Source organism: Streptomyces sp. NPDC059166 (genome assembly GCF_042755185.1).
In the GTDB taxonomy this organism is placed as follows: Bacteria; Actinomycetota; Actinomycetes; order Streptomycetales; family Streptomycetaceae; genus Streptomyces.
Map to the genome: position 1 here is coordinate 170,252 of NZ_JBHZCI010000008.1, position 19,150 is coordinate 189,401.

Sequence of the window (19,150 nt, forward strand, 5' to 3'; positions counted from 1 at the left end):
TCGTCTGCGCTGCGGGCGTCTCACCGCGCGGGAGCGGCCAGGACGCAGAGTTCGCCGTCGTCGGGGTCGCCGATCCAGACCCAGAGCTTGAGCGTCCCGTCCTTCCGCAGCACCTCGTAGTCGGTGAAGACCGTTTCGTACTCCACAGTGATCCTGGTCCCGCCCGCCTCGTCCGCCCGCTCCTGGCTCCAGGTTCCCGATCCCGACTCCCGGCTGTCGTCCGCGCAGGCGCGGTCGGCGGTGTACGTCCCGTCCGGCCTGAGTTCCAGCGTCCCGCCCCACCTGTCGGTCCATGTCACGGCGGCCTGGGCCTTCGAGAGCGCGACCGGCTCGCCTGCGGGGGGCGGCGGGGGGAAGAGCCTGCCGCAGGCGGCGAGGGAGAGTACGGCGGGGGCGACGAGCGCCAGGAACGACCAGCGGGAACGCGACATGCGGCACCTCGGGACCTTGCGCCGGGCACGGGCGTGAACGGTCCGTGTAAGAGGAGCGTAGAGCAGGGTGCGGCGCTCCGGCCGTCAGGGGGTGCTCCCCTCGTCCCGCCGCTGAGGCGGCCCCGGATACTGGGCGTCCATGCCCCGCGACCGAGGAGTACGCCGATGACCGACGACAACCGTGTGGGGCCACCGCTCGCCGGAAGCGAGCGCGAGACCCTGCGGGCCTTCCTCGACTACCACCGGGCCACTCTCGCCATGAAGTGCGAGGGCCTGGACGACGACCAGCTCCGGCAGCGGTCGATGGAGCCCTCGACGCTCTCCCTGCTCGGCCTGGTGCGGCACATGGCCGAGGTGGAACGCACCTGGTTCCGCAGGGTGTTCGAGGACAACGGCATCCCGCTGGTCTGGTCGGACCGGATCGACTTCCAGGCCGCGTACGACGCGAGCGCCTCGACCCGGGAGGAGGCGTTCGGCGCCTGGCAGGCCGAGGTGGAGCACTCGCGCCGCATCGAGCGCGAGGCGGTGTCCCTGGACGTCACCGGGGTCCAGCCGCGCTGGGAGCAGGAGGTGTCCCTGCGCATGGTCATGGTGCACGTGCTGCTGGAGTACGGCCGCCACAACGGGCACGCGGACTTCCTGCGGGAGGGCGTCGACGGGACCGTCGGCGCCTGAGCCGCCGCACGGGGGCCACCTGCCCCGCCCCGGCCCGGATCGCCGGATTGCCGGGTCCCGGGTCCCGGGGCCGGGTCCCGCCACGATCTGAGGCCGGGGGAGGCGGCCCGCCCCGTTTTCCGACAAGTCTCGAAGGCTCGGCGACTGTCAGTTACACCCAACTCCCTTCTGTGTCAGTTCTATTGACCCGGGGTTTCAGAAGTTTTACCTTCCTCGCATCTGAGAGCGCTCTCAAGAATGGCTCTCCCCCACGACGAGGTGCTGCCCATGCATCCCTCCCTCTCCAGACCGGCAGCGGCGACGGTCCTCGCCATAGCGCTGGCCGCCGTCGGCCTGGGCCCTGCCGCATCCCCGGCGGCGGCCGCCACCATCCCCGCAGGTTCCGGCAGTTACACCGACAGCCGCCCCGCCGGCACGTCCGGACCCACCACCAACACCGGCGCCCCCGTGACGCCCAAGGTCACGGCGGCCGCGAAGGACAAGCCGGTCCCGACCAACGACTGGTGGTCCTCCCTCGCCTTCCAGCGCTACGGCGACAACCCGTACTCCACCCCGATGTACGGGCACCCGCTGACCTACCAGGCGACCTCGGGCGGACTGGAGGTCGGCTACCCCACGGCACCGGCGATCGTCGGGGAGGGCCGCCAGTACGAGTACGCGCACAAGGCCGATCTCACCCTCGGCCTCAGCGGTCTCAACTCCCCGGACACCAAGGCCGACGACTGGTCCGACTGGACGGTCACCCCCTACTGGTCGGACGGCACCCGCACCCTGCGTACGACGATCGGGCACGGCATGCCCTTCGTCTACGCCAAGGGCTCCGGCGGCGACGCCCGCGTCACCACCGCCTCCACCCCCACCGTCTTCGCCGACAACGGCAACGTCCTCGGCATCACGGTCGCCGGCCACCACTACGCGCTCTTCGCCCCGACGGGCACCGACTGGAACGTCTCCGGCACCGCGATCACCGCCGGGCTCGGCGGCAAGGACTACTTCTCGCTCGCCGTGCTGCCGTCCACCGACGCCCTCGCGACCTACCGGAAGTACGCCTTCAGCTTCGTCACCGGCTCCAAGGTGACCTGGCAGTCCACGGGCGGCACCGTCAAGGCGACGTACAGCCTGACCACGGAGGCCAAGGAGGGCACCGAACGCGGCACCCTCCAGGCGCTGTACCGCCACCAGTGGCTGCACACCTCCGACGCGCTCACCTCGTACACCTACGTCTCCCCGCGCGGCACCATGAAGGTCCGGGAGTCCGCTTCCTTCTCCACCAGTCAGATGAACCAGGGCGTCCTGCCCGCCCTGCCCGCGTCGAGCGGGGTCGACAAGGCGCGGCTGACCGGATACCTGAACGAGGTGGCGAACGCCTCCGACCCGTTCTCCGGGGCGAGCGACACCTACTGGACCGGCAAGGCGCTCGGCAAGCTCGCGCAGCTGGTGCCCGTGGCCGACCAGATCGGACAGACCGGTATCCGGGACAAGCTGCTCGGCCTGATGAAGGGCCGTCTCCAGGAGTGGTTCACCGCGGGCGGTGCGTCCGAGTTCAGCTACGACAAGAACTGGAAGACGCTCACCGGCTACCCGGCCTCCTACGGCAGCGACACCGAGCTGAACGACCACCACTTCCACTACAGCTACTACGTGTACGCGGCGGCGATCGTCGCCCAGTACGACCAGGCGTGGGCCGCCGACTCGGCCTGGGGCACCATGGTGAAGACCCTGGTGCGGGACACCGCCAACCCCAGCCGCACCGACACGGCGTACCCGTTCCTGCGCGGCTTCGACGTGTACGCCGGGCACAGCTGGGCCTCCGGTCACCAGGGCTTCGCGGCGGGCAACAACCAGGAGTCGTCGTCGGAGTCGATCAACCTCAGCGCGGGACTCGTCCTGTGGGGTGCGGCGACGGGCGACACGGGGCTGCGCGACCTCGGCAGCTATCTGCTGACCACCGAGTCCGAGGCGATCAGCCAGTACTGGTTCGACGCCGACCAGCAGGTCTTCCCGGGCTCCTTCACCCATGACACCGTCGGCATGGTGTGGGGCAGCGGCGGCGCGTACTCCACCTGGTGGACCGCGAACCCGGAGGAGATCCACGGCATCAACGTCCTGCCCGTCACGGGTGGTTCGCTGCACCTGGCCCGCAAGAAGGCCGCGGTCACGCGGAACATCGCCGAGATGGAGCGGGAGAACGGCGGTCCCGCCGTGGAGTGGCGCGACATCCTGTGGGAGTTCCAGTCGCTGGCCGACCCGGCCGCCGCGAAGTCCAAGTGGGATGCGGGGAACGCCGGTTACGCACCCGAGGCGGGCGAGTCCAAGGCGCACACCTACCACTGGATCACGACGCTCGACAGCCTGGGCGCGCCCGACATGAGCGTCAGCGGGGACATCCCGACGTCCGCGGTCTTCACGAAGGGCGGCGTCCGCACGTACGCCGCCCACAACCACGGATCGACCGCTCGTACCGTCACCTTCTCCGACGGCGCGACCCTGTCGGTGCCGGCCCGTTCCACGGCCACCGGCACGGGCACAGGCGGGGGCGACCCCGACCCCGATCCGGAGGAGCCGGGCCCGTCCACCGGCAACACCTTCCGGCTGAAGACCGGCGGCACCCTCACCACGGCCACGGACGGTGCGGCGGGAGCCGACACCATCGCCTCGGCCGACGGGGTCAACCGTGACGGCACCCCGTACCGGCCGACGGTCTACGAGATCAAGAAGGTCGACGGCACCTACGCGTCGGGCGCCTCCACCACCTTCCGCCTCAGGGTCGACGCGGGCACCAAGGTGGGCCTCGCCCCGCAGGTCAGGGTCAGTTACGACCTCACAGGCGACGGCACCTTCGACCGCACGGAGACCTTCCGCTACTTCGCGACCGACCCGGTCGCGGGGTGGGAGGAGTACACCCAGGCGGTGGGCGCCAAGGCGGTGACCGGAAGCCTGGGCAACCTCCGCGGCGGCACGGTCCGTCTGGAGATCTGGAACGCCCTGGGCAGCGGCACGACCCAGGTGCAGACGGGCACGGACGCGGCGGTCCTGAAGATCCCGTTCGCGTAGCGGAACTGCCGGGCCGGCCGGGTTCGACACCCCGGCCGGCCCGGTCCGCCCCGGCCGGGGTCGACACCCCGGCCGGCCCGGTCCGCCCCGTGGGCCGCACGCGCGGTCCGCACCACCCGCCCCTGGTTTCTCTGTCATGACCCTGGCGGAACACGCGTTCCGCCCGCACAATCTCTGGGAGCGCTCCCATGGGGTGGGTGCTCCGGTCTGCTGCCCTCCCCTTCCCCGACCTGTCTCCGCCGACGAAAGGTCTTCCCGGTGACCGCCTCACCACTTTCCGCACGGCCCGCGCGGCCGCGCCCCCGGCACGGGCGACGCGTGTTCGCGATGTCAGCCGCCGCCTTGCTGTGCGCGGCAGCGCTGGCGATGCCCGGCACGGCCCTGGCGGCCGAGGACGCAGAGCCAGGACCCGAGCAGATCACCAACGGCGACTTCGCCGCCGGTGTGGCCCCCTGGTGGGCGACGGCGAATCTGTCCCCGGCGGTGTCGGACGGCCGGCTGTGCGCCGAGGTGCCCGCCGGGACGGCCAACGCCTGGGACGTCATCATCGGGCAGAACGACGTCCCGATCGTGGCGGGGGAGAGCTACGAGCTCTCCTACAAGGCCAGTTCGACCGTCCCGCTGACCGTGCAGACCCGGGTCCAGCAGGCGACGGAGCCGTACACGACGGTCCTCGCCACCGCCGACCCCGTGGGCACGGAGACCACCGAGGTGTCCCGTACGTTCACGGCATCCGTGGACCAGCCCGCCGCCTCGGTGCAGCTGCAGATCGGCGGCGGCGAGAGCGCGGCGACCTTCTGCCTGGACGACGTGTCGCTGCGCGGCGGCGCCGAACCCCCGGTGTACGTCCCCGACACCGGCTCCCCGGTCCGCGTCAACCAGGTCGGCTATCTGCCCGGCGGGACCAAGAGCGGAACCGTGGTCACCGACGCGGACGCGCCGCTGACCTGGACGGTGAAGGCGGCGGACGGTTCGACGGCCGCGACCGGCACCACCGAGCCGCAGGGCGAGGACCCCACCTCACGCCAGAAGGTCCACACCTTCGACTTCAGCGGCCTCACCGCCACCGGCGACGGTTACACCGTCGAGGTCGACGGCGAGGTGAGCGAGCCGTTCTCGATCCGCGGAGACCTCTACGACGGCCTGCGCTCGGACGCGCTGGCGTACTTCTACCACAACCGCAGCGGCATCGAGATCGACGCGGACCTCGTGGGCGAGGAGTACGCGCGCCCGGCCGGCCACATCGGTGTCGCGCCCAACAAGGGCGACACGGACGTGCCCTGCCAGCCCGGTGTCTGCGACTACCGGCTGGACGTGTCGGGCGGCTGGTACGACGCGGGCGACCACGGCAAGTACGTCGTCAACGGCGGCATCTCGGTGGCGCAGCTGATGTCCACCTACGAGCGCACGCTGACCGCCCCGGACGCGGAGTCGGCGCAGCTCGGTGACGGGGAACTGCGCGTGCCCGAGCGAGACAACGGGGTGCCGGACATCCTGGACGAGGCGCGCTGGGAGATGGACTTCCTCATCAAGATGCAGGTCCCGGCCGGTGAGCCGCTCGCGGGCATGGTGCACCACAAGATGCACGACGCCGAGTGGACCGGGCTCCCGACGAAGCCGCACCTGGACCCCCAGCAGCGCGAGCTGCACCCGCCGTCCACGGCGGCGACGCTGAACCTCGCCGCGACCGCCGCCCAGTGCGCGCGCCTCTACGAGCCCTTCGACAAGGCCTTCGCCGACCGCTGCCTCAAGGCCGCGGAGACCGCATGGGCTGCGGCGAAGGCGCACCCGGACGTGCTCGCCGACCCGAACGACGGCACCGGCGGCGGCGCGTACAGCGACAACGACGTCCGGGACGAGTTCTACTGGGCGGCCGCCGAGCTGTTCACCACGACCGGCGAGGACACCTACCGCCAGGCGGTGCTCTCCTCCGAGCTGCACGACGACGTCGACGCGGTCTTCTCCGCCAACGGCGGCATCTCCTGGGGTTCGACCGCCGGACTCGGCGCGCTCACCCTGGCCACCGTGCCCAACGGCCTGACCGCGGCCCAGCTCGCCGGCGTGCGGGACACCGTGACCGCGGGCGCCGACCGCTACGCGGCCCAGTCCCGCGCGGGGGCGTACGGCGTGCCCTACGCCCCCGCGGGTGAGGACTACGTCTGGGGTTCCAACAGCACGGTGCTCAACAACATGGTGGTCCTGGCCACGGCCCACGACCTGACCGGGAAGGCGGTCTACCAGGACGCCGTGCTGCGGGGGGCCGACTACCTGCTCGGCCGCAATCCCCTCAACCAGTCGTACGTCACCGGCTACGGCGAGCGGAACTCCCACAACCAGCACCACCGCTTCTGGGCGCACCAGAACGACCCCTCGCTGCCGAACCCGGCGCGTGGATCGATCGCGGGAGGCCCGAACCTCACCGCCATCGCCTCCGGTGACCCGGTGGCCGCCGAGAAGCTGACGGGCTGCGCCCCGGCGATGTGCTACATCGACGACATCGGTTCCTGGTCGACCAACGAGATCACCATCAACTGGAACGCCCCGCTCGCCTTCATCGCCTCCTACCTGGACGACGCGGGCGACGGCGGGACGGTCGCACCGGCCCGGACCTGCAAGGTCAGCTACTCCTCGCACCCGTGGAACAGCGGCTCGACGGTGACGGTCCGGGTGCAGAACACCGGCACGGAAGCGGTCACCCCGTGGTCGCTGACCTGGCTGCTCAAGGGTGAGCAGAAGCTCAGCCACACCTGGAGCGCGCAGTTCACGCAGTCGGGCCGTACGGTCGCGGCGTCGCCGCTGTCCTGGAACCGGACCCTGGCCCCGGGCAAGGCGGTCGACTTCGGGTTCAACACCTCGGCCAGGAGCCCGGCGCCCGACCCGTCCGCCTTCAAGCTCAACGGGCGGGCCTGCGCCTCGGGCTGATCCGCCGGGAAGGAACGTGCGCCCGTCGGGCCGGGCGCACCGGGTGCCGGCGGTGGTGAGGGTGTCGTGCCCTCGCCGCCGCCGGCACTCCGCTGTGCGGGCGCGTCACGCCGGTTCGGCCGTCCCGCTGTGTGTGCGGGCGCGTCACGCGGGTTTCGCCGTCCCGCTGTGTGTGCGGGCGTCACGCCGGTTCGACGGGCAGCCACAGTTCGCAGGTCGCGGTGGAGAAGTCCGCCGCGCGTTCGAGGATCGCGACGACCGAGGGTCCCGGACGCAGCCGCCACGGGTTGGAGGGGAACCAGTCGGTCGCGGTCGCCGCCCAGGTCGTCTGAAGGCTCTCCGGATGGGGCCCGCTCGTGCGGAAGACCGCCCACATCCCGGCGGGTACCTCGATGGCGTCGAGGTCGTCCGGAGCCGGTGTGTCCGGGCCGAGGGCGACCCCGTGCAGGTAGGTCAGTTCGGTGCCCTCCCGGCTGTCGGGGTCCAGGTCGTCGCAGACCTGGAGCAGCCCCTGCGGTTCGGTGTCGCCGAGCGCCTTCAGCCGCTGGTGTTCCTCCACCGGCAGCGACGCGATGTGCTCCTGGATGTGCGGGTTGACGCCCTCGTGGATGAGTGGGACGCGGGTCGCGTGTCCGACCAGCCGGAGTGCGGCGCGGTCGACGAGGCGGGTCTCCATGGGGGTACTCCCTTCGACGGTCAGGCGGAACCTGAGCTGCGGTTGTGTTCTCAAGGGGCCCCCGTCCCGGCGGACTTCGCCGGGCCCTGCGCCGTGGACGGCGCGGAAGGCGCGGCCGAACGCCTCGGTCGAGCCGTATCCGTGCCGGACGGCGATCCCCAGCAGATCCCCCTCGCCCCGGACGACGTGTCCGGCGGCGACGGTCATGCGGCGTCGCCGCACGTACTCCGACAGCGGCATACCGGCCAGCGACGAGAACATCCGGCGCAGGTGGTACTCGGTGGTCCCGAGCGCCGTGGCCAGGCGCGCGACGTCGAGTTCCTCGTCGAGGTGCCGCTCGACGTGGTCCACGAGCTGGTTGAGTGCCGAGATCATGGGGCCTCCCTTTCGACTCCGAGCCTGGCGGCCGGGACCCCGGCCGCACCCGATCGCTGCGGTCCGATCGGATCATGCGCGTGAGGCCGGTCCGCGCCCTCGCTCGGGATCACGATGCGTCTACGCAAAAGAATGACTGTTTTTTGCATCAATCCATCAAGGTGAAGAAAACTACTCGCACGCCTCTTGTGGTGGTGATTCCGCGCGCCCTACCGTCGCCTCACCTCCGAGAGAAACGGGCATGCGATGTCACGTCACATCACGGTCGCCGCGCTGACGGCCGCCGTAGTCGGACTGGGGGCGCTGACCGGCGCGCCCGCGGCACAGGGTGCGGAGGGGAAGCCGTCCGCACCGAAGGTGACGCGCGCGGGGCTCGATCCCGCGCTGGTGGCCGGGCGGGGGGCCGATGTGTCCTTCGCCGAGCAGGAGGCGGAGAACGCCGCGACGAACGGGACGGTCATCGGCCCCGACCGCACCGCGTACACGCTGCCCGCCGAGGCGTCGGGACGTACGGCGGTGAGTCTGAAGCCCGGGGAGCACGTCGAGTTCACCCTTCCCGAGGCGGCGAACGCGATCACCGTGCGCTACAGCATCCCGGACGCTCCCGGAGGCGGCGGGATCACCGCCCCGCTGGATGTGGCCGTCAACGGCAAGAAGCGTTCGACGATGACGCTGACCTCGCAGTACTCCTGGCTCTACAACCAGTACCCGTTCACCAACGACCCGCAGGCCGGGCTGCTCCAGCCCGGCTGGTGGATCACCGAGTGCTCCTGCGTGCCCAGCGAGACGACGCCCGCCCCGGAGATCACGAAGCCCTTCCGGCCGAGCCACTTCTACGACGAACAGCGCCTGCTGCTGGGCAAGAGATACCGCGCGGGTGACAAGGTACGGCTGACCGTCCCGGCCGGGAGCCGGGCCGCGTGGACGGTGATCGACGTCCTCGACTCCGAGCTCGTGGGCCTGCCGCATGTCGAGCTCCGGGCGGCGAACGCCCTGCTCTTCGGGGCCGATCCGACGGGGCGCCGGGACTCGGCCGACGCGATGGACCGGGCGATCGCCTTCGCCAAGCGCAAGAACCTGCCGGTGTACGTCCCGCCGGGCACCTACCAGGTCAACCGGCACATCGTCGTGGACGACGTGACGATCAGGGGCGCGGGCAGCTGGTACACGAAGTTCAAGGGCGAGCAGGTCGCGCTCCCCGCCCCGGCCGCCGACGGCTCCGTGCACACCGGGGTCGGCTTCTACGGCAAGGACGCGGCCGACGGCGGCAGCCACGACGTCCATCTGTCCGGCTTCGCCATCGAGGGCGACGTACGGGAGCGCATCGACACCGACCAGGTCAACGGCATCGGCGGGGCGATGAGCGACTCCTCGATCGAGGGCCTGCACATACGGCACACCAAGGTCGGCATGTGGTTCGACGGCCCGATGTCGAACCTCAGGATCAAGGGCAACGTCATCGTCGACCAGATCGCCGACGCCATCAACTTCCATGGCGGGGTCACCGGTTCGCAGGTCTCGCACACCTTCGTCCGCAACTCCGGTGACGACGGTCTGGCGATGTGGTCGGAGAAGCGGGCCAACGCCGGCAACACCTTCGCCCGCAACACCGTGCAGAGCCCGGTCCTCGCCAACGGCATCGCGATCTACGGCGGTACGGACAACACGGTGTCGGGCAACCTGGTCGCGGACCCCGTCCGGGAGGGCAGCGCCCTGCACGTCGGCGCCCGCTTCGGCGCGGAGCCCTTCCGGGGCAGGCTCGACCTCACCGACAACACGACGGTCAGGGCCGGGACCTACGAACTGAACTGGAAGATCGGCCTCGGGGCCGTCTGGTTCTTCGCCCTGGACCGCGACATCGACGCCGACATCCGGGTCACCGGCGATCACTTCCTCGACAACACCTACAACGCGATCATGCTGGTCACCGACTGGCCGGTGAAGGACACCTACAAGATCCAGGGCGTGCGCTTCGAGGACATCCGAGTCGACGGCACGGGCACCTCGGTGGTGAGCGCGCGGGCGGCGGGCTCGGCGACCTTCGAGAACGTGGACGCGCGGAACGTCGGGGCCGTGGGCGTCAACAACTGCGGTTCCTTCAACTTCACCCCCGCCGGATCGGAGTTCTCCCTGACCGACCTCGGCTCCAACGACGGAGGCGGCACGACGGGCGACTGGCTGGCGCCGTGGCTGCTGCCGAACACGATCACCTGCGACGACCGGCCGCCGGTGGTCGCCCCGCCGGCACCTGGGGCCTGGTGACCCATGGATACGCGCCCGCGTACGGACTTCCGTACGCGGGCGCGGTGCGTGCGGGCGCGCGCTCAGGCCCGGCAGAAGGCCGCGTGCACGCACTTCCCCGCCGACAGGGGCTCGATGAAGATCCGGGCGCCCAGGTCCTCGGCGATGTGCAGGCCCATCCCTCCCGTGCCGTCGCTCAGGTCCGGTGTCCGGGGGGCGGGCTCGGTGCGCGAACCGTCGGTGACCGCGATGTCCAAGGCCTCGGCGGTGGTCGTCAGGGTGAGCGTGTTCGGGCCGGATGCGTGCCGGACGGCGTTGGTGACCAGCTCGGAGACGATCAGCAGGAAGTCGTCGCAGCGGTCCTGGGTGAGGGAGGGCCATGACCAGTGGAGGAAGCCGAGCGCCGCACGGCGGGCGTGCGCGGGTGCTTCGGGCCCGGACGGCAGGGGAATCGTGAGCGTGCCGGCCGTTAGGGACGACGGGGTCGGAGTGGCTGCGGGCTGCGGAGCGGTCAGGGTGGTCATGGCGCGGTCCCGAGGAGGGTGGCTTGCCTGCTTCGTGTGTCCGCCGGACGCCGTTCCGGTCGCGAGCGCCGGTTCCGATGGTCCGAGCGGCCTTTCACATGGGATTCGGAGACGCCGGAGGAAAAGTTTGGTCAAATCCGCGGCGATTTGGCCCTGTGCGGGCCCTGTGCGACAGGTTCAGGCAGGCAGCGGGACCGCGCCCAGGGGCGTGGTCGTGGGCTGCGGGGACCCCCCGGCCGGCTCGACCGACAGGGCCACCGCCGAGGCGTTGTCCAGAGTGCCTTTGAGCAGGGTCACCCGGCTCTCCGGGTCACCGCTGAGCAGCCCGGCCGGTACGGGGGTGCCGTCTTCCATGAACCACGCCGCGTAGGTCCGTCCGGCCGGGAGCGCCGGGAGGCCGGACACCGCGAGGGTGGCCGAGTCCTCGCTCCGGGAGAAGGTGACGGAGGCCGTGGCACCGTCGCTGAGGGTCTGGGTCTGCAGCCGGACGTCGGGAGCGGTGAGCACCTTCGTCACGTTCTGCTGCTGGGACTCGGCCCGGCTCGCGTCCGCCTCCACCTGGCGGACGTGCTCCTCGGCTCTATCGGCGCGCGCCTCCACCTGGCTCGCGTGGTCCTTGGCGTCCGAGGCCTCCTGCCACTGCCAACCGGCGAGGCCCAGGCAGACCAGGGCGACGGCCACCGACGCGGCGAGCGCCAGGCGCAGCGTCCGGGCCGTTCCGCGCCTGCGGGCCTTCGTCCTCGTGTCCGAGCCGGGTTCCCCGGCGCGCGGTCCGGGAGCCTCCGCACGCGGACGGGTCTCCTGGGGGGTGGCGGCCACCTGGCTCAGGACCCGGTCCCGCAGGGCGCCCGGCGGCGGCTCGGCCGTCGCCCGGCCCAGCAGCGCCGTCGTCGCCCGCAGCTCGGCCACCTCCTCCTGGCACTGCTCGCACCCGGCGAGGTGTTCCTCGAAGGTCCGGCGCTCCTCCTCGGGCAGCGCGTGCAGCACGTAGGCAGCAGAGGACTCGTGCGGGTCGGCGGCGTTCACGCTGTGCCTCCCAGGCAGCGGCGGAGCCGGATCAGTCCGTCCCGCAGGCGGGTCTTCACCGTGCCCAGCGGCAGGGACAGGGACTGGGCGATCTCCTTGTAGGTGTGTCCGCCGTAGTAGGCGAGGACGACGGTCTCGCGCTGGATATCGGTGAGCCCTCGCACGCAGCGCCGGACCCGCTGCCACTCCATGCGGGTCTCGACCTGTTCGGCGACCTCGTCGAACGGGGTGTCCTCGCTGAGCGTCGCCGCCCTGTGCTCCCGGTCCTGGCTCGCCTGCGCGGAGCGCACCCGGTCGACGGCCCTGCGGTGCGCGAGGGTCATGATCCAGGTCATCGCGCTCCCGCGCTCGGGCCGGAACCGGCCGGAGGTGCGCCACACCTCCAGCAGCACCTCCTGGGTGACCTCCTCGGACTGTGCGGGGTCCCGCAGGATGCGGCGTACGAGCCCCATGACGGGGCCCGCGGTCGCGTCGTACACCTCGGCGAAGGCCTCCCGGTCTCCGCCGGCGGCCGAGACCATGAGCCGGTCCAGTTCGGGGCCCGCCGCGTCCTGCCGGACGTCCCTGCCGCGATCGTTGGAATGCACCCGGGGCCTCGCTGTCGGGTCGGCGTGCTGGCGCGGGGCTGCGGTCCCGGCACGGTGTGCGGCATACGAGTCGTGCGGCCGCATGAGGACGGCCACACGCCGAATATGGCACCCGACCACGGCTCCGGCCTGCTGTGCGCACCCGAACCGGTCGCTACCGGGGAGTAGGGGAGCGGCGGGGCGCGAACCTTCCGGAGCCCCTCGGACCGAGTAGTTGAGCACCGGGTCAAACCCGCCACCCTCGGCTCCCTCGATCGGATGGAGCCCGGTCCGCACCCCTGGCGCGGCGCGCCCCGACCTCTCCATGATCACCAGTGGCGGCGCCCTGACCAGTAGGTTCTGGGGGAACAGGGGCACTCGCATGCCGTCGAACGACCGAAAACGGGAGTGACCGTGGCGAACGAGCTGAAGTACGGCGACAAGATCCACCTGCAGAACGGCTACGCGGACTGGAAGGGCGGCTACCTCGACACCAACGGGCACAGCAGCGACTCCGGCGGCAAGTACGCCGTGTCCACCGCCGAGTCACCCACCCGAGGCGAGGGCACCGGGACCTGGGAGATCCTCTCGCCGACCGGCAAGGCCGCGGGCACCCCGGTCGTCAGCGGTGACGTGATCCAGCTGCGCAACCTCTACGGCGGCGACGGCGGCTACCTCGACACCAACGGCCACGCCACCCCTGACCAGAGGAACGCGGGCGCCCGGTACAACGTCTCCACGTCCAAGGACCAGGACCGGGCACCCGGTTCCGGCACCGGCCGCTGGCGCATCACCGCCCGGACGTCCACGCCCGCCGACGGGAACATCCGCCCCGGGGACGTCATCCACCTGTGGAACCTCTACGCCGACAACGGCGGCTTCCTGGAGACCAACGGCCACGGCCCCGCAGGCGGGAAGTACGACGTGTGCACCAACGCCTACTCCAACCGCTCCTCCGACGTCGCCGACTGGAAGGCCCAGCGCCCGTAACTCCGTTCGCCCGGGCCTCGCCCCACGGGCCCGAGCGGGTGCGCCGTCCCGTGGTGCGGTGCCGGGACGGCGCACGGCGGCAGGCAGTTACAGCGGGCAGCGGCATTCTCCGGCGTAGAGCAGCAGGAAGTGAGCCGTGGCAGGCGAGCGGGCTGAGGGCCGTCTCGAAGAAGAACTCGGTCGAGCCCTTTTCGCGCATCACGCGTTGACCTGCGGAAAAGCGGCAGGTACAGGGCTACCCGACGCGGACACTCAGATCGGCTCGACGGCGATGCGAGGGTGGCACAGTCGGCGCAGGTCATCGGTGTCGCTCGTGAGGACAGTGACGTCACCGTGCTCCGTATGAGCCGTGGCTGCGAGCATCGCATCAATGGCGTACTTGTGGCCGTGCAGACTTTCGGCTGCGAGCAGTCTGCTCGCCGCACGCGCGCTCTCCTCCGTGACGGGGCGCACCTTGGTCAGGGAAACGGCATGGTCGAAAGCCGCCTGCGGCACCTTCGGATCGCGTGCCTCCACCAGCGTGGCCGCGCTCGTCACGACGAGCAGGTCCAGGCTGCGGGCGACGTCCAGCCACACGGTCATGTCGTGGTGCCGGCGGGAGAGCTTGGAGAGGGCCTCGCTGTCAAGAAGGAGAGTCCCGCTCATGCGGCGTCCGCCGGAGGGGAGTCGCCGCGGTGGGCAGCGTGGTGGGCGCGGATGCGCTCGGCCTTGGCCGACACCTCGGCAGGATCGACAGGGCCGTGCTCCGCTTCAGCGGCGGCGATGTACTCATCGATGGCCTCGCGCTGGAGCTGCCGCTGTACGGCCTCCTCGATGTAGGACGAGACGCCTTGCTTGCCGGCTCGTACGCGGATCGCCTCCAGGGTCTCGGCGCGCAGGGAGACGCTGGTGACTCGGGTCTTGCCGGGGCGGGGCGTATCCATGGGGAAAGTGTAGTACATGACCTATTAACTTGCTGGCGTTCCGAGGGGGCGGACGGCGCCTCGGGTTTCGGCATCCGGCTTCCGCCGCGCCCGCGCGGTGCGCTCGTACCGTGGCACGACGCCCGCCCTGATCTCGGCGATGCGCGCGCGTACGTCCTCGGTGGGCACCGCGTCCGGCGGCCCGGCGGACACTGGTGCCGCCTCGCCACGGCACCGGGAGCAGAGCCCGCCCGCCAGTGCTTCCGGGCTGCCGGGTGCGCGGCACTCGCCGCACTCCAGGGTCAGCAAGGCCGAAGGCCGCTCGGGGGTGGGCCGGTACGGCGGCAGCTTGTCGGCGAGGCGCCTGCGGACCAGGGCGGAGGCGCGATGCACCGGCACGGGCAGCCCTTCCGTCAGGGCGTGCGTCACCTCTGCCTCCGTGGCACCCCGCTCGAACCACTCGGTGACCTGCGGCTCCAGGCTCTCGCACTCGGCGGCCGACAGGCTCAGCGACGGTGCCTTGCGCCCCAGGGCGGCCAGCAGGGCGTAGGCCCGCGACCGGGTCGGTCGCTGCGGCGCCGTCTCGCGCGGTGCGTCGCCCCGGACGAAGGCGGCCCACCAGTCGTCGTCCCGCGCGGTCCGGGAGAAGAACGTACGCGTCACCCAGACCATCAACTGGTCGGTGGTGACGCACTCGCGTCCCCGGCGCAGATGCCCGGCCGCCTGGAGCCTGTTGAGTGCCGTCCGCAGGGCGCACTGGCCGTAGGGGAGGACCTTGGCCAGCGTCTTCACGGAGATGTCGGAGCCGTCGGGCAGCCGGTCGATGTACGCGGCGACGGCTGCTTCGCGGGGCGGAAGGTGGGAGAAGTCGCGCTCGCCGCGCGGGCTCTGGTCCACGGCGGAGCGCTTGCCGTAACCGGGGTTCGCCATGGGGTGCGGGGCGACCGTGGAGGTGTGGGGGGCCGCACTAAACTGCGTGGCAGTCATTCAGTTCGCCTATTCCGTGCTGGGTGATCAGACCCCTGTCCGGTGTTGGCGCACCGACGGGGGTCGTTCTGTCTGTTGATCCGCACGCTAGAGCGTCGCCACGATGCGTGGCAAGTCGCTCACGAAAAGTCACCCTTTCCAGGTCGGGGAGGGTGGGTGGGCGGGAAAAGGACCCTCCTTCCAATCCTCTGAAAGAGCGCTCGGAGCTGAGGACTTGAGCTTCGGGTGGTCGGGAAACGAGTTGTCCGGGTGGGGCGGTTCGCGTTGGCTGGCGGCATGACCGAACCCCGTGCCTACCAACACCCCGCCCTGACCACAGAGCGCCTGGCCCTGCGCCCGTGGCGGGACTCCGACCTCGCCCCCTGGGCCGCCATGAACGCCGACCCCGCCGTCCGCGAGCACCTGGGCGACGTGCTCACCCGCGAGCAGAGCGACGCCTCCGTGGCGCGCTTTCGGGCCGACTTCGCCCGGCGGGGCTACGGCTGGTGGGCGGTCGAGGTGCGCGCCACGGGCGAGTTCATCGGCTTCGCGGGCCTGGACGACATCGAGGACGGCCTCCCCTTCACCGGCGTGGAGATCGGCTGGCGCCTCGCCCGGCCCGCCTGGGGCCACGGTTACGCCACCGAGGCCGCGCGCGCCGTACTCGCCTTCGGCTTCGACACCCTCGGACTGCCGGAGATCCTCGCGGTCACCACGGCGACCAACCACCGCTCCCAGGCGGTGATGCGCCGCATCGGCATGACCCGGGACCCCGCAGGCGACTTCGACGACCCGACCGCCCCCGAGGGCCCGCTGCGGCCGAACGTGCTCTTCAGGAAGGCGGCAGGGGTCTGACGGAAGGTTCTGCGGCACAGGTGCGGCGGTGCGTGCTCAGGCCGAACGGGACGCTCACGGAACCCGATCCGTTGGCCATGGCTATTCTCTGACGATGTCGAATGAGCAGGTGGCGGCCGGAGTCGGTCTCGCTGCCGTACTGGCGCACTGCGGCGGAGACCCGGTCGCCGCGGTGAAGGCCCTGGTCGGGGCGGTGGCCTCCGAGCCGGCGGCGCCGGAACCGTACGTCGCTCTTGCCGAGTTGCGGAAGGACCGTCCCGAGCTGCGGGAGAGCCTGCCTGCGGACGGCTCGCTCAGCGCGGTCCTGGCCCAGGCCTATTTCTTCTTCCTCGACGGGGACATGGACAACGCGGCGATGGCCCTCGGTTCGGTCGCCGGTGTACGGCCCGGTGTGGCCTGGGGCGCGGCCCCCTGGTTCGGTGACGGGCGCTTCCTCGACGGGGTGAGCGCGGCGGCACTGGCCGAGGCGTGCCTGCGGGTCCTGGACCACGGCCGTCGGCTGGACACCGATGACATGCGTGCGCGCTTCGATCCCTGGTTCCACGCCATCGACCGGGTGTCCCAGCGGGATCCGGCTCCCGAGTCGCTGGCGGCCATGGCCCGGCTGCCCCGGGCGTGCGGACGCCACGATCTGGCCTTCGTCCTCTGCGACCGCGCCGATGCCGTCGAAGAGGTCATGTGGACGGCGGTCGCCCGAGCCGCCACCTGGCGGGAGACGGGCGACCTGGACCAGGCGGCGGCAGCCTACGGACGCGCCCTGGCCCTGGACCCCGGCAACTGGTCCGTCCACCTGGACCTGGCGGACGTACGGGCTGAGCAGGGCGATTTCGCGGCGGCCGTAAGCCTGGCGGAACGAGGGCTGGAGCACGAACCGGCCGAACTCTCCCTGCGGGCGGCCGGCGCCGCGTACCGAACGCGACTGTCCGGCTCGCCCGACGACCTCGTGGCACTGATCGCCGTCGCACCCGAGCTGACGAACCCGGCCTACCGGGACCTGCTGATCGGTTACGCGTGCGCGGGACCCGGGCTGCCCGAAGGGCTCGTCACCCGCGCTCGGGGCCTTCGCGGGAAGTGAGCGCGCGGCCCCGCCGGTGGGTGCTGATTCAGCACCGGCTCAGGGCACGTGCGCCCGTAAGGGGGGATCCGCGATCCCTGGATGAGTGCTGCCTTCATCCGCCTCCCGGCCTGGGGCACCGTCGTAGGTGAGGCCACGCGGGACCACCAGGGTTCCGCCGGACCACCACGACAGTCAGGGAGTACGACATGACCCGCATCGCACTTGTCACCGGCGCCAACCGAGGGCTCGGCCGCAGCACCGCGATCCACCTCGCCGAGGCCGGCACGGACGTCGTCCTCACCTACCGCTCGCACGCCGAAGAGGCGGAGGCCGTAGTCGCCGAGATCGGCAAGCTCGGCCGCACGGCAGTCGCGCTGCGCCTGGACACCGGGGACACCTCCGCGTTCCCCGCCTTCGTGGCGGAGCTGCGTACCGCCCTCAAGGAGAACTGGGGCCGGGAGGACTTCGACGCGCTCGTCAACAACGCCGGGCACGGGGTGTACGCGCCGTTCGCGGAGACCACCGAGGAGCAGTTCGACGGGCTGATGAACGTCCACGTCAGGGGCGTCTACTTCCTCACCCAGGCGCTCCTGCCGCTGATCGTGGACGGCGGCCGCATCCTCAACGTCTCCACCGGCCTGACCCGCTTCATCGCCGCCCCCACCTCGGCGTACGCGGCGGCCAAGGGCGCGGTGGAGGTCATGACCCGCTACCTTGCCAAGGAACTCGGCCCGCGCGGGATCGCGGTGAACGCGATCGCCCCGGGCGCCACCGGCACCGACTTCGGCGGCGGCGGTGTCCGCGACAACGAGGAGATGCGCACCATGCTCACCGGCGTCACCGCCATGGGCCGCCCCGGGGAGCCGGACGACATCGGCTCCGCCGCGGCCGCACTCCTCGCCGAGGGCACCAGCTGGGTCACCGGGCAGCGCATCGAGGCGTCCGGCGGAATGATGCTCTGACGTGTACGTACATCTGTGAGGGAGAGCGGAACCGTGGACCGAGCACAGCTCGCGGACTTCCTGCGCACCCGCCGGGAGGCCCTGCAACCGGAGGACGTGGGCCTCCCGCGCGGACCGCGCCGCCGTACCCGCGGCCTGCGCCGGGAGGAGGCGGCCATGCTCAGCGGGATGTCCACCGACTACTACAGCCGGCTCGAACAGCAGCGGGGCCCGCAGCCCTCGGAGCCGATGCTCGCCGCCATCGCGCGCGGCATGCACCTCACCCTCGCCGAACGCGACCACCTCTTCCGCATCGCCGGGCACAACACACCCTCCCGCCCCGGCGCCCTGCGTTCGGACCACATCACCCCCGGCCTGATGCGCATCCTCGGGCGGCTGAACGACACCCCGGCACAGGTCATCAGCGATGTGGCGGAGACCCTGATGCAGACCCCGGTCGCCACCGCCCTGCTCGGTGACCAGACGCGGTACACCGGACCCGAACGCAGCCTGATCCACCGCTGGTTCACCGATCCCGAGGCCCGGCTCCTCTACCCCGAGGAGGACCATCCGCTGCACAGCCGGTTCTTCGCCTCGGAACTGCGCGCCGCCTACTCCCGGCAGGGCGGGGGAGGCCGGGCGGAGGAGCTGGCGGACCTGCTCCAGGAACGCAGCGAGGAGTTCGCCGCCCTCTGGAGCACCCACGAGATCGGCGCCCCGCGCGTGGAACCCAAGCGCATCCGCCATCCGGAGCTCGGCGTCCTCAACCTCCAGTGCCAGGTGCTGCTCGACCCGGAGCAGTACCAGGCCCTGCTGGTCTACACGGCAACCCCGGGTTCCGAGGACGACGACAAACTCCGCCTGCTGCCGGTGCTGGGTGCACGGGCCGCGGGGACGTGAGGGGGCCGGCGTCGGCGGACGGAGCTCTGCCCTCTGCCTGGGCCGGTGA

Annotated in this window: 17 protein-coding genes; 9 read left to right on the forward strand and 8 right to left on the reverse strand. The window is 71.4% G+C overall.

What is annotated here, in order from left to right; translation table 11 throughout:
* Positions 1–20: 20 nt before the first annotated feature.
* The gene (locus tag ACFXOA_RS08865) at positions 21–431 is read right to left on the reverse strand and encodes a hypothetical protein (protein WP_385024132.1); all 411 of its coding nucleotides are present in this window, start codon (positions 429–431) and stop codon (positions 21–23) included.
* Between the two features lie 165 nt (positions 432–596).
* Between ACFXOA_RS08865 and ACFXOA_RS08870 the strand changes: the two genes are divergently transcribed.
* The 3 genes from ACFXOA_RS08870 (at position 597) to ACFXOA_RS08880 (ending at position 7,082) form a co-directional block, all read left to right on the forward strand.
* Positions 597–1,106 carry a DinB family protein gene (locus ACFXOA_RS08870; protein WP_385024134.1) on the forward strand — a complete coding sequence of 170 codons (510 nt, stop codon included), beginning with the start codon at positions 597–599 and terminating at the stop codon, positions 1,104–1,106.
* A gap of 237 nt (positions 1,107–1,343) precedes the next feature.
* On the forward strand, positions 1,344–4,160 hold the full coding sequence (locus ACFXOA_RS08875; protein WP_385024136.1) for a glycosyl hydrolase: 2,817 nt from the start codon (positions 1,344–1,346) through the stop codon (positions 4,158–4,160).
* Positions 4,161–4,487: 327 nt separating this feature from the next.
* Positions 4,488–7,082, forward strand: coding sequence for a glycoside hydrolase family 9 protein (locus ACFXOA_RS08880; protein ID WP_385024138.1), 2,595 nt, complete (start codon positions 4,488–4,490; stop codon positions 7,080–7,082).
* Between the two features lie 181 nt (positions 7,083–7,263).
* Here the strand turns inward: ACFXOA_RS08880 and ACFXOA_RS08885 are convergent, their stop codons facing one another.
* Positions 7,264–8,133 (reverse strand): GyrI-like domain-containing protein, encoded by an 870-nt coding sequence (locus ACFXOA_RS08885; protein ID WP_385024140.1) that lies wholly within the window; start codon positions 8,131–8,133, stop codon positions 7,264–7,266.
* A gap of 246 nt (positions 8,134–8,379) precedes the next feature.
* Here ACFXOA_RS08885 and ACFXOA_RS08890 point away from each other — a divergent pair, with 246 nt between their 5' ends.
* Entirely contained in the window at positions 8,380–10,395 is a 2,016-nt protein-coding gene (locus tag ACFXOA_RS08890) for a glycosyl hydrolase family 28-related protein (RefSeq protein ID WP_385024142.1), read from the forward strand.
* A gap of 62 nt (positions 10,396–10,457) precedes the next feature.
* Here the strand turns inward: ACFXOA_RS08890 and ACFXOA_RS08895 are convergent, their stop codons facing one another.
* The 3 genes from ACFXOA_RS08895 to ACFXOA_RS08905 form a co-directional block, all read right to left on the reverse strand.
* Entirely contained in the window at positions 10,458–10,898 is a 441-nt protein-coding gene (locus ACFXOA_RS08895; RefSeq protein WP_385024144.1) for an ATP-binding protein, read from the reverse strand.
* A gap of 177 nt (positions 10,899–11,075) precedes the next feature.
* Positions 11,076–11,924 carry an anti-sigma factor domain-containing protein gene (locus tag ACFXOA_RS08900; RefSeq protein WP_385024146.1) on the reverse strand — a complete coding sequence of 283 codons (849 nt, stop codon included), beginning with the start codon at positions 11,922–11,924 and terminating at the stop codon, positions 11,076–11,078.
* Entirely contained in the window at positions 11,921–12,511 is a 591-nt protein-coding gene (locus ACFXOA_RS08905) for a sigma-70 family RNA polymerase sigma factor (RefSeq protein WP_385024148.1), read from the reverse strand. The genes ACFXOA_RS08900 and ACFXOA_RS08905 overlap by 4 nt, the downstream gene beginning before the upstream one ends.
* A gap of 393 nt (positions 12,512–12,904) precedes the next feature.
* Here ACFXOA_RS08905 and ACFXOA_RS08910 point away from each other — a divergent pair, with 393 nt between their 5' ends.
* The gene (locus ACFXOA_RS08910) at positions 12,905–13,480 is read left to right on the forward strand and encodes a hypothetical protein (RefSeq protein WP_362541525.1); all 576 of its coding nucleotides are present in this window, start codon (positions 12,905–12,907) and stop codon (positions 13,478–13,480) included.
* Between the two features lie 252 nt (positions 13,481–13,732).
* Here ACFXOA_RS08910 and ACFXOA_RS08915 read toward each other — a convergent pair whose 3' ends face one another.
* Genes ACFXOA_RS08915 through ACFXOA_RS08925 form a run of 3 tightly spaced genes read right to left on the reverse strand, consistent with a single transcriptional unit; the run spans position 13,733 to position 15,369 of the window.
* Positions 13,733–14,125: a DNA-binding protein gene (locus ACFXOA_RS08915; RefSeq protein WP_385024150.1), complete on the reverse strand. Its 393-nt coding sequence runs from the start codon at positions 14,123–14,125 to the stop codon at positions 13,733–13,735.
* The gene (locus ACFXOA_RS08920) at positions 14,122–14,403 is read right to left on the reverse strand and encodes a hypothetical protein (RefSeq protein WP_362541519.1); all 282 of its coding nucleotides are present in this window, start codon (positions 14,401–14,403) and stop codon (positions 14,122–14,124) included. The genes ACFXOA_RS08915 and ACFXOA_RS08920 overlap by 4 nt, the downstream gene beginning before the upstream one ends.
* A 24-nt stretch (positions 14,404–14,427) precedes the next feature.
* Entirely contained in the window at positions 14,428–15,369 is a 942-nt protein-coding gene (locus ACFXOA_RS08925; RefSeq protein WP_385024152.1) for a hypothetical protein, read from the reverse strand.
* 276 nt (positions 15,370–15,645) lie between these two features.
* On the opposite strand from ACFXOA_RS08925, the gene ACFXOA_RS08930 reads away from it, so the two are divergent.
* The 4 genes from ACFXOA_RS08930 to ACFXOA_RS08945 all read left to right on the forward strand — a co-directional run bounded on the left by ACFXOA_RS08930 (position 15,646) and on the right by ACFXOA_RS08945 (position 19,101).
* Positions 15,646–16,203 carry a GNAT family N-acetyltransferase gene (locus ACFXOA_RS08930; RefSeq protein ID WP_385024154.1) on the forward strand — a complete coding sequence of 186 codons (558 nt, stop codon included), beginning with the start codon at positions 15,646–15,648 and terminating at the stop codon, positions 16,201–16,203.
* Positions 16,204–16,297: 94 nt separating this feature from the next.
* Complete coding sequence (locus ACFXOA_RS08935) at positions 16,298–17,278, forward strand: tetratricopeptide repeat protein (RefSeq protein ID WP_385024156.1); 981 nt, start codon at positions 16,298–16,300, stop codon at positions 17,276–17,278.
* Positions 17,279–17,466: 188 nt separating this feature from the next.
* On the forward strand, positions 17,467–18,222 hold the full coding sequence (locus ACFXOA_RS08940; protein WP_385024158.1) for an SDR family NAD(P)-dependent oxidoreductase: 756 nt from the start codon (positions 17,467–17,469) through the stop codon (positions 18,220–18,222).
* 33 nt (positions 18,223–18,255) lie between these two features.
* On the forward strand, positions 18,256–19,101 hold the full coding sequence (locus tag ACFXOA_RS08945) for a helix-turn-helix transcriptional regulator (RefSeq protein WP_385024160.1): 846 nt from the start codon (positions 18,256–18,258) through the stop codon (positions 19,099–19,101).
* Positions 19,102–19,150: the final 49 nt, after the last annotated feature.

What these genes read in the sequence shown, in the direction of transcription:
- ACFXOA_RS08865 (WP_385024132.1), bottom strand. Translation starts at nt 431, where the DNA reads ATGTCGCGTTCCCGCTGGTCGTTCCTGGCGCTCGTCGCCCCCGCCGTA.
- ACFXOA_RS08870 (WP_385024134.1), top strand. Translation starts at nt 597, where the DNA reads ATGACCGACGACAACCGTGTGGGGCCACCGCTCGCCGGAAGCGAGCGC.
- ACFXOA_RS08875 (WP_385024136.1), top strand. Translation starts at nt 1,344, where the DNA reads ATGGCTCTCCCCCACGACGAGGTGCTGCCCATGCATCCCTCCCTCTCC.
- ACFXOA_RS08880 (WP_385024138.1), top strand. Translation starts at nt 4,488, where the DNA reads ATGTCAGCCGCCGCCTTGCTGTGCGCGGCAGCGCTGGCGATGCCCGGC.
- ACFXOA_RS08885 (WP_385024140.1), bottom strand. Translation starts at nt 8,133, where the DNA reads ATGATCTCGGCACTCAACCAGCTCGTGGACCACGTCGAGCGGCACCTC.
- ACFXOA_RS08890 (WP_385024142.1), top strand. Translation starts at nt 8,380, where the DNA reads ATGTCACGTCACATCACGGTCGCCGCGCTGACGGCCGCCGTAGTCGGA.
- ACFXOA_RS08895 (WP_385024144.1), bottom strand. Translation starts at nt 10,898, where the DNA reads ATGACCACCCTGACCGCTCCGCAGCCCGCAGCCACTCCGACCCCGTCG.
- ACFXOA_RS08915 (WP_385024150.1), bottom strand. Translation starts at nt 14,125, where the DNA reads ATGAGCGGGACTCTCCTTCTTGACAGCGAGGCCCTCTCCAAGCTCTCC.
- ACFXOA_RS08920 (WP_362541519.1), bottom strand. Translation starts at nt 14,403, where the DNA reads ATGGATACGCCCCGCCCCGGCAAGACCCGAGTCACCAGCGTCTCCCTG.
- ACFXOA_RS08925 (WP_385024152.1), bottom strand. Translation starts at nt 15,369, where the DNA reads ATGACTGCCACGCAGTTTAGTGCGGCCCCCCACACCTCCACGGTCGCC.
- ACFXOA_RS08930 (WP_385024154.1), top strand. Translation starts at nt 15,646, where the DNA reads ATGACCGAACCCCGTGCCTACCAACACCCCGCCCTGACCACAGAGCGC.
- ACFXOA_RS08935 (WP_385024156.1), top strand. Translation starts at nt 16,298, where the DNA reads ATGTCGAATGAGCAGGTGGCGGCCGGAGTCGGTCTCGCTGCCGTACTG.
- ACFXOA_RS08940 (WP_385024158.1), top strand. Translation starts at nt 17,467, where the DNA reads ATGACCCGCATCGCACTTGTCACCGGCGCCAACCGAGGGCTCGGCCGC.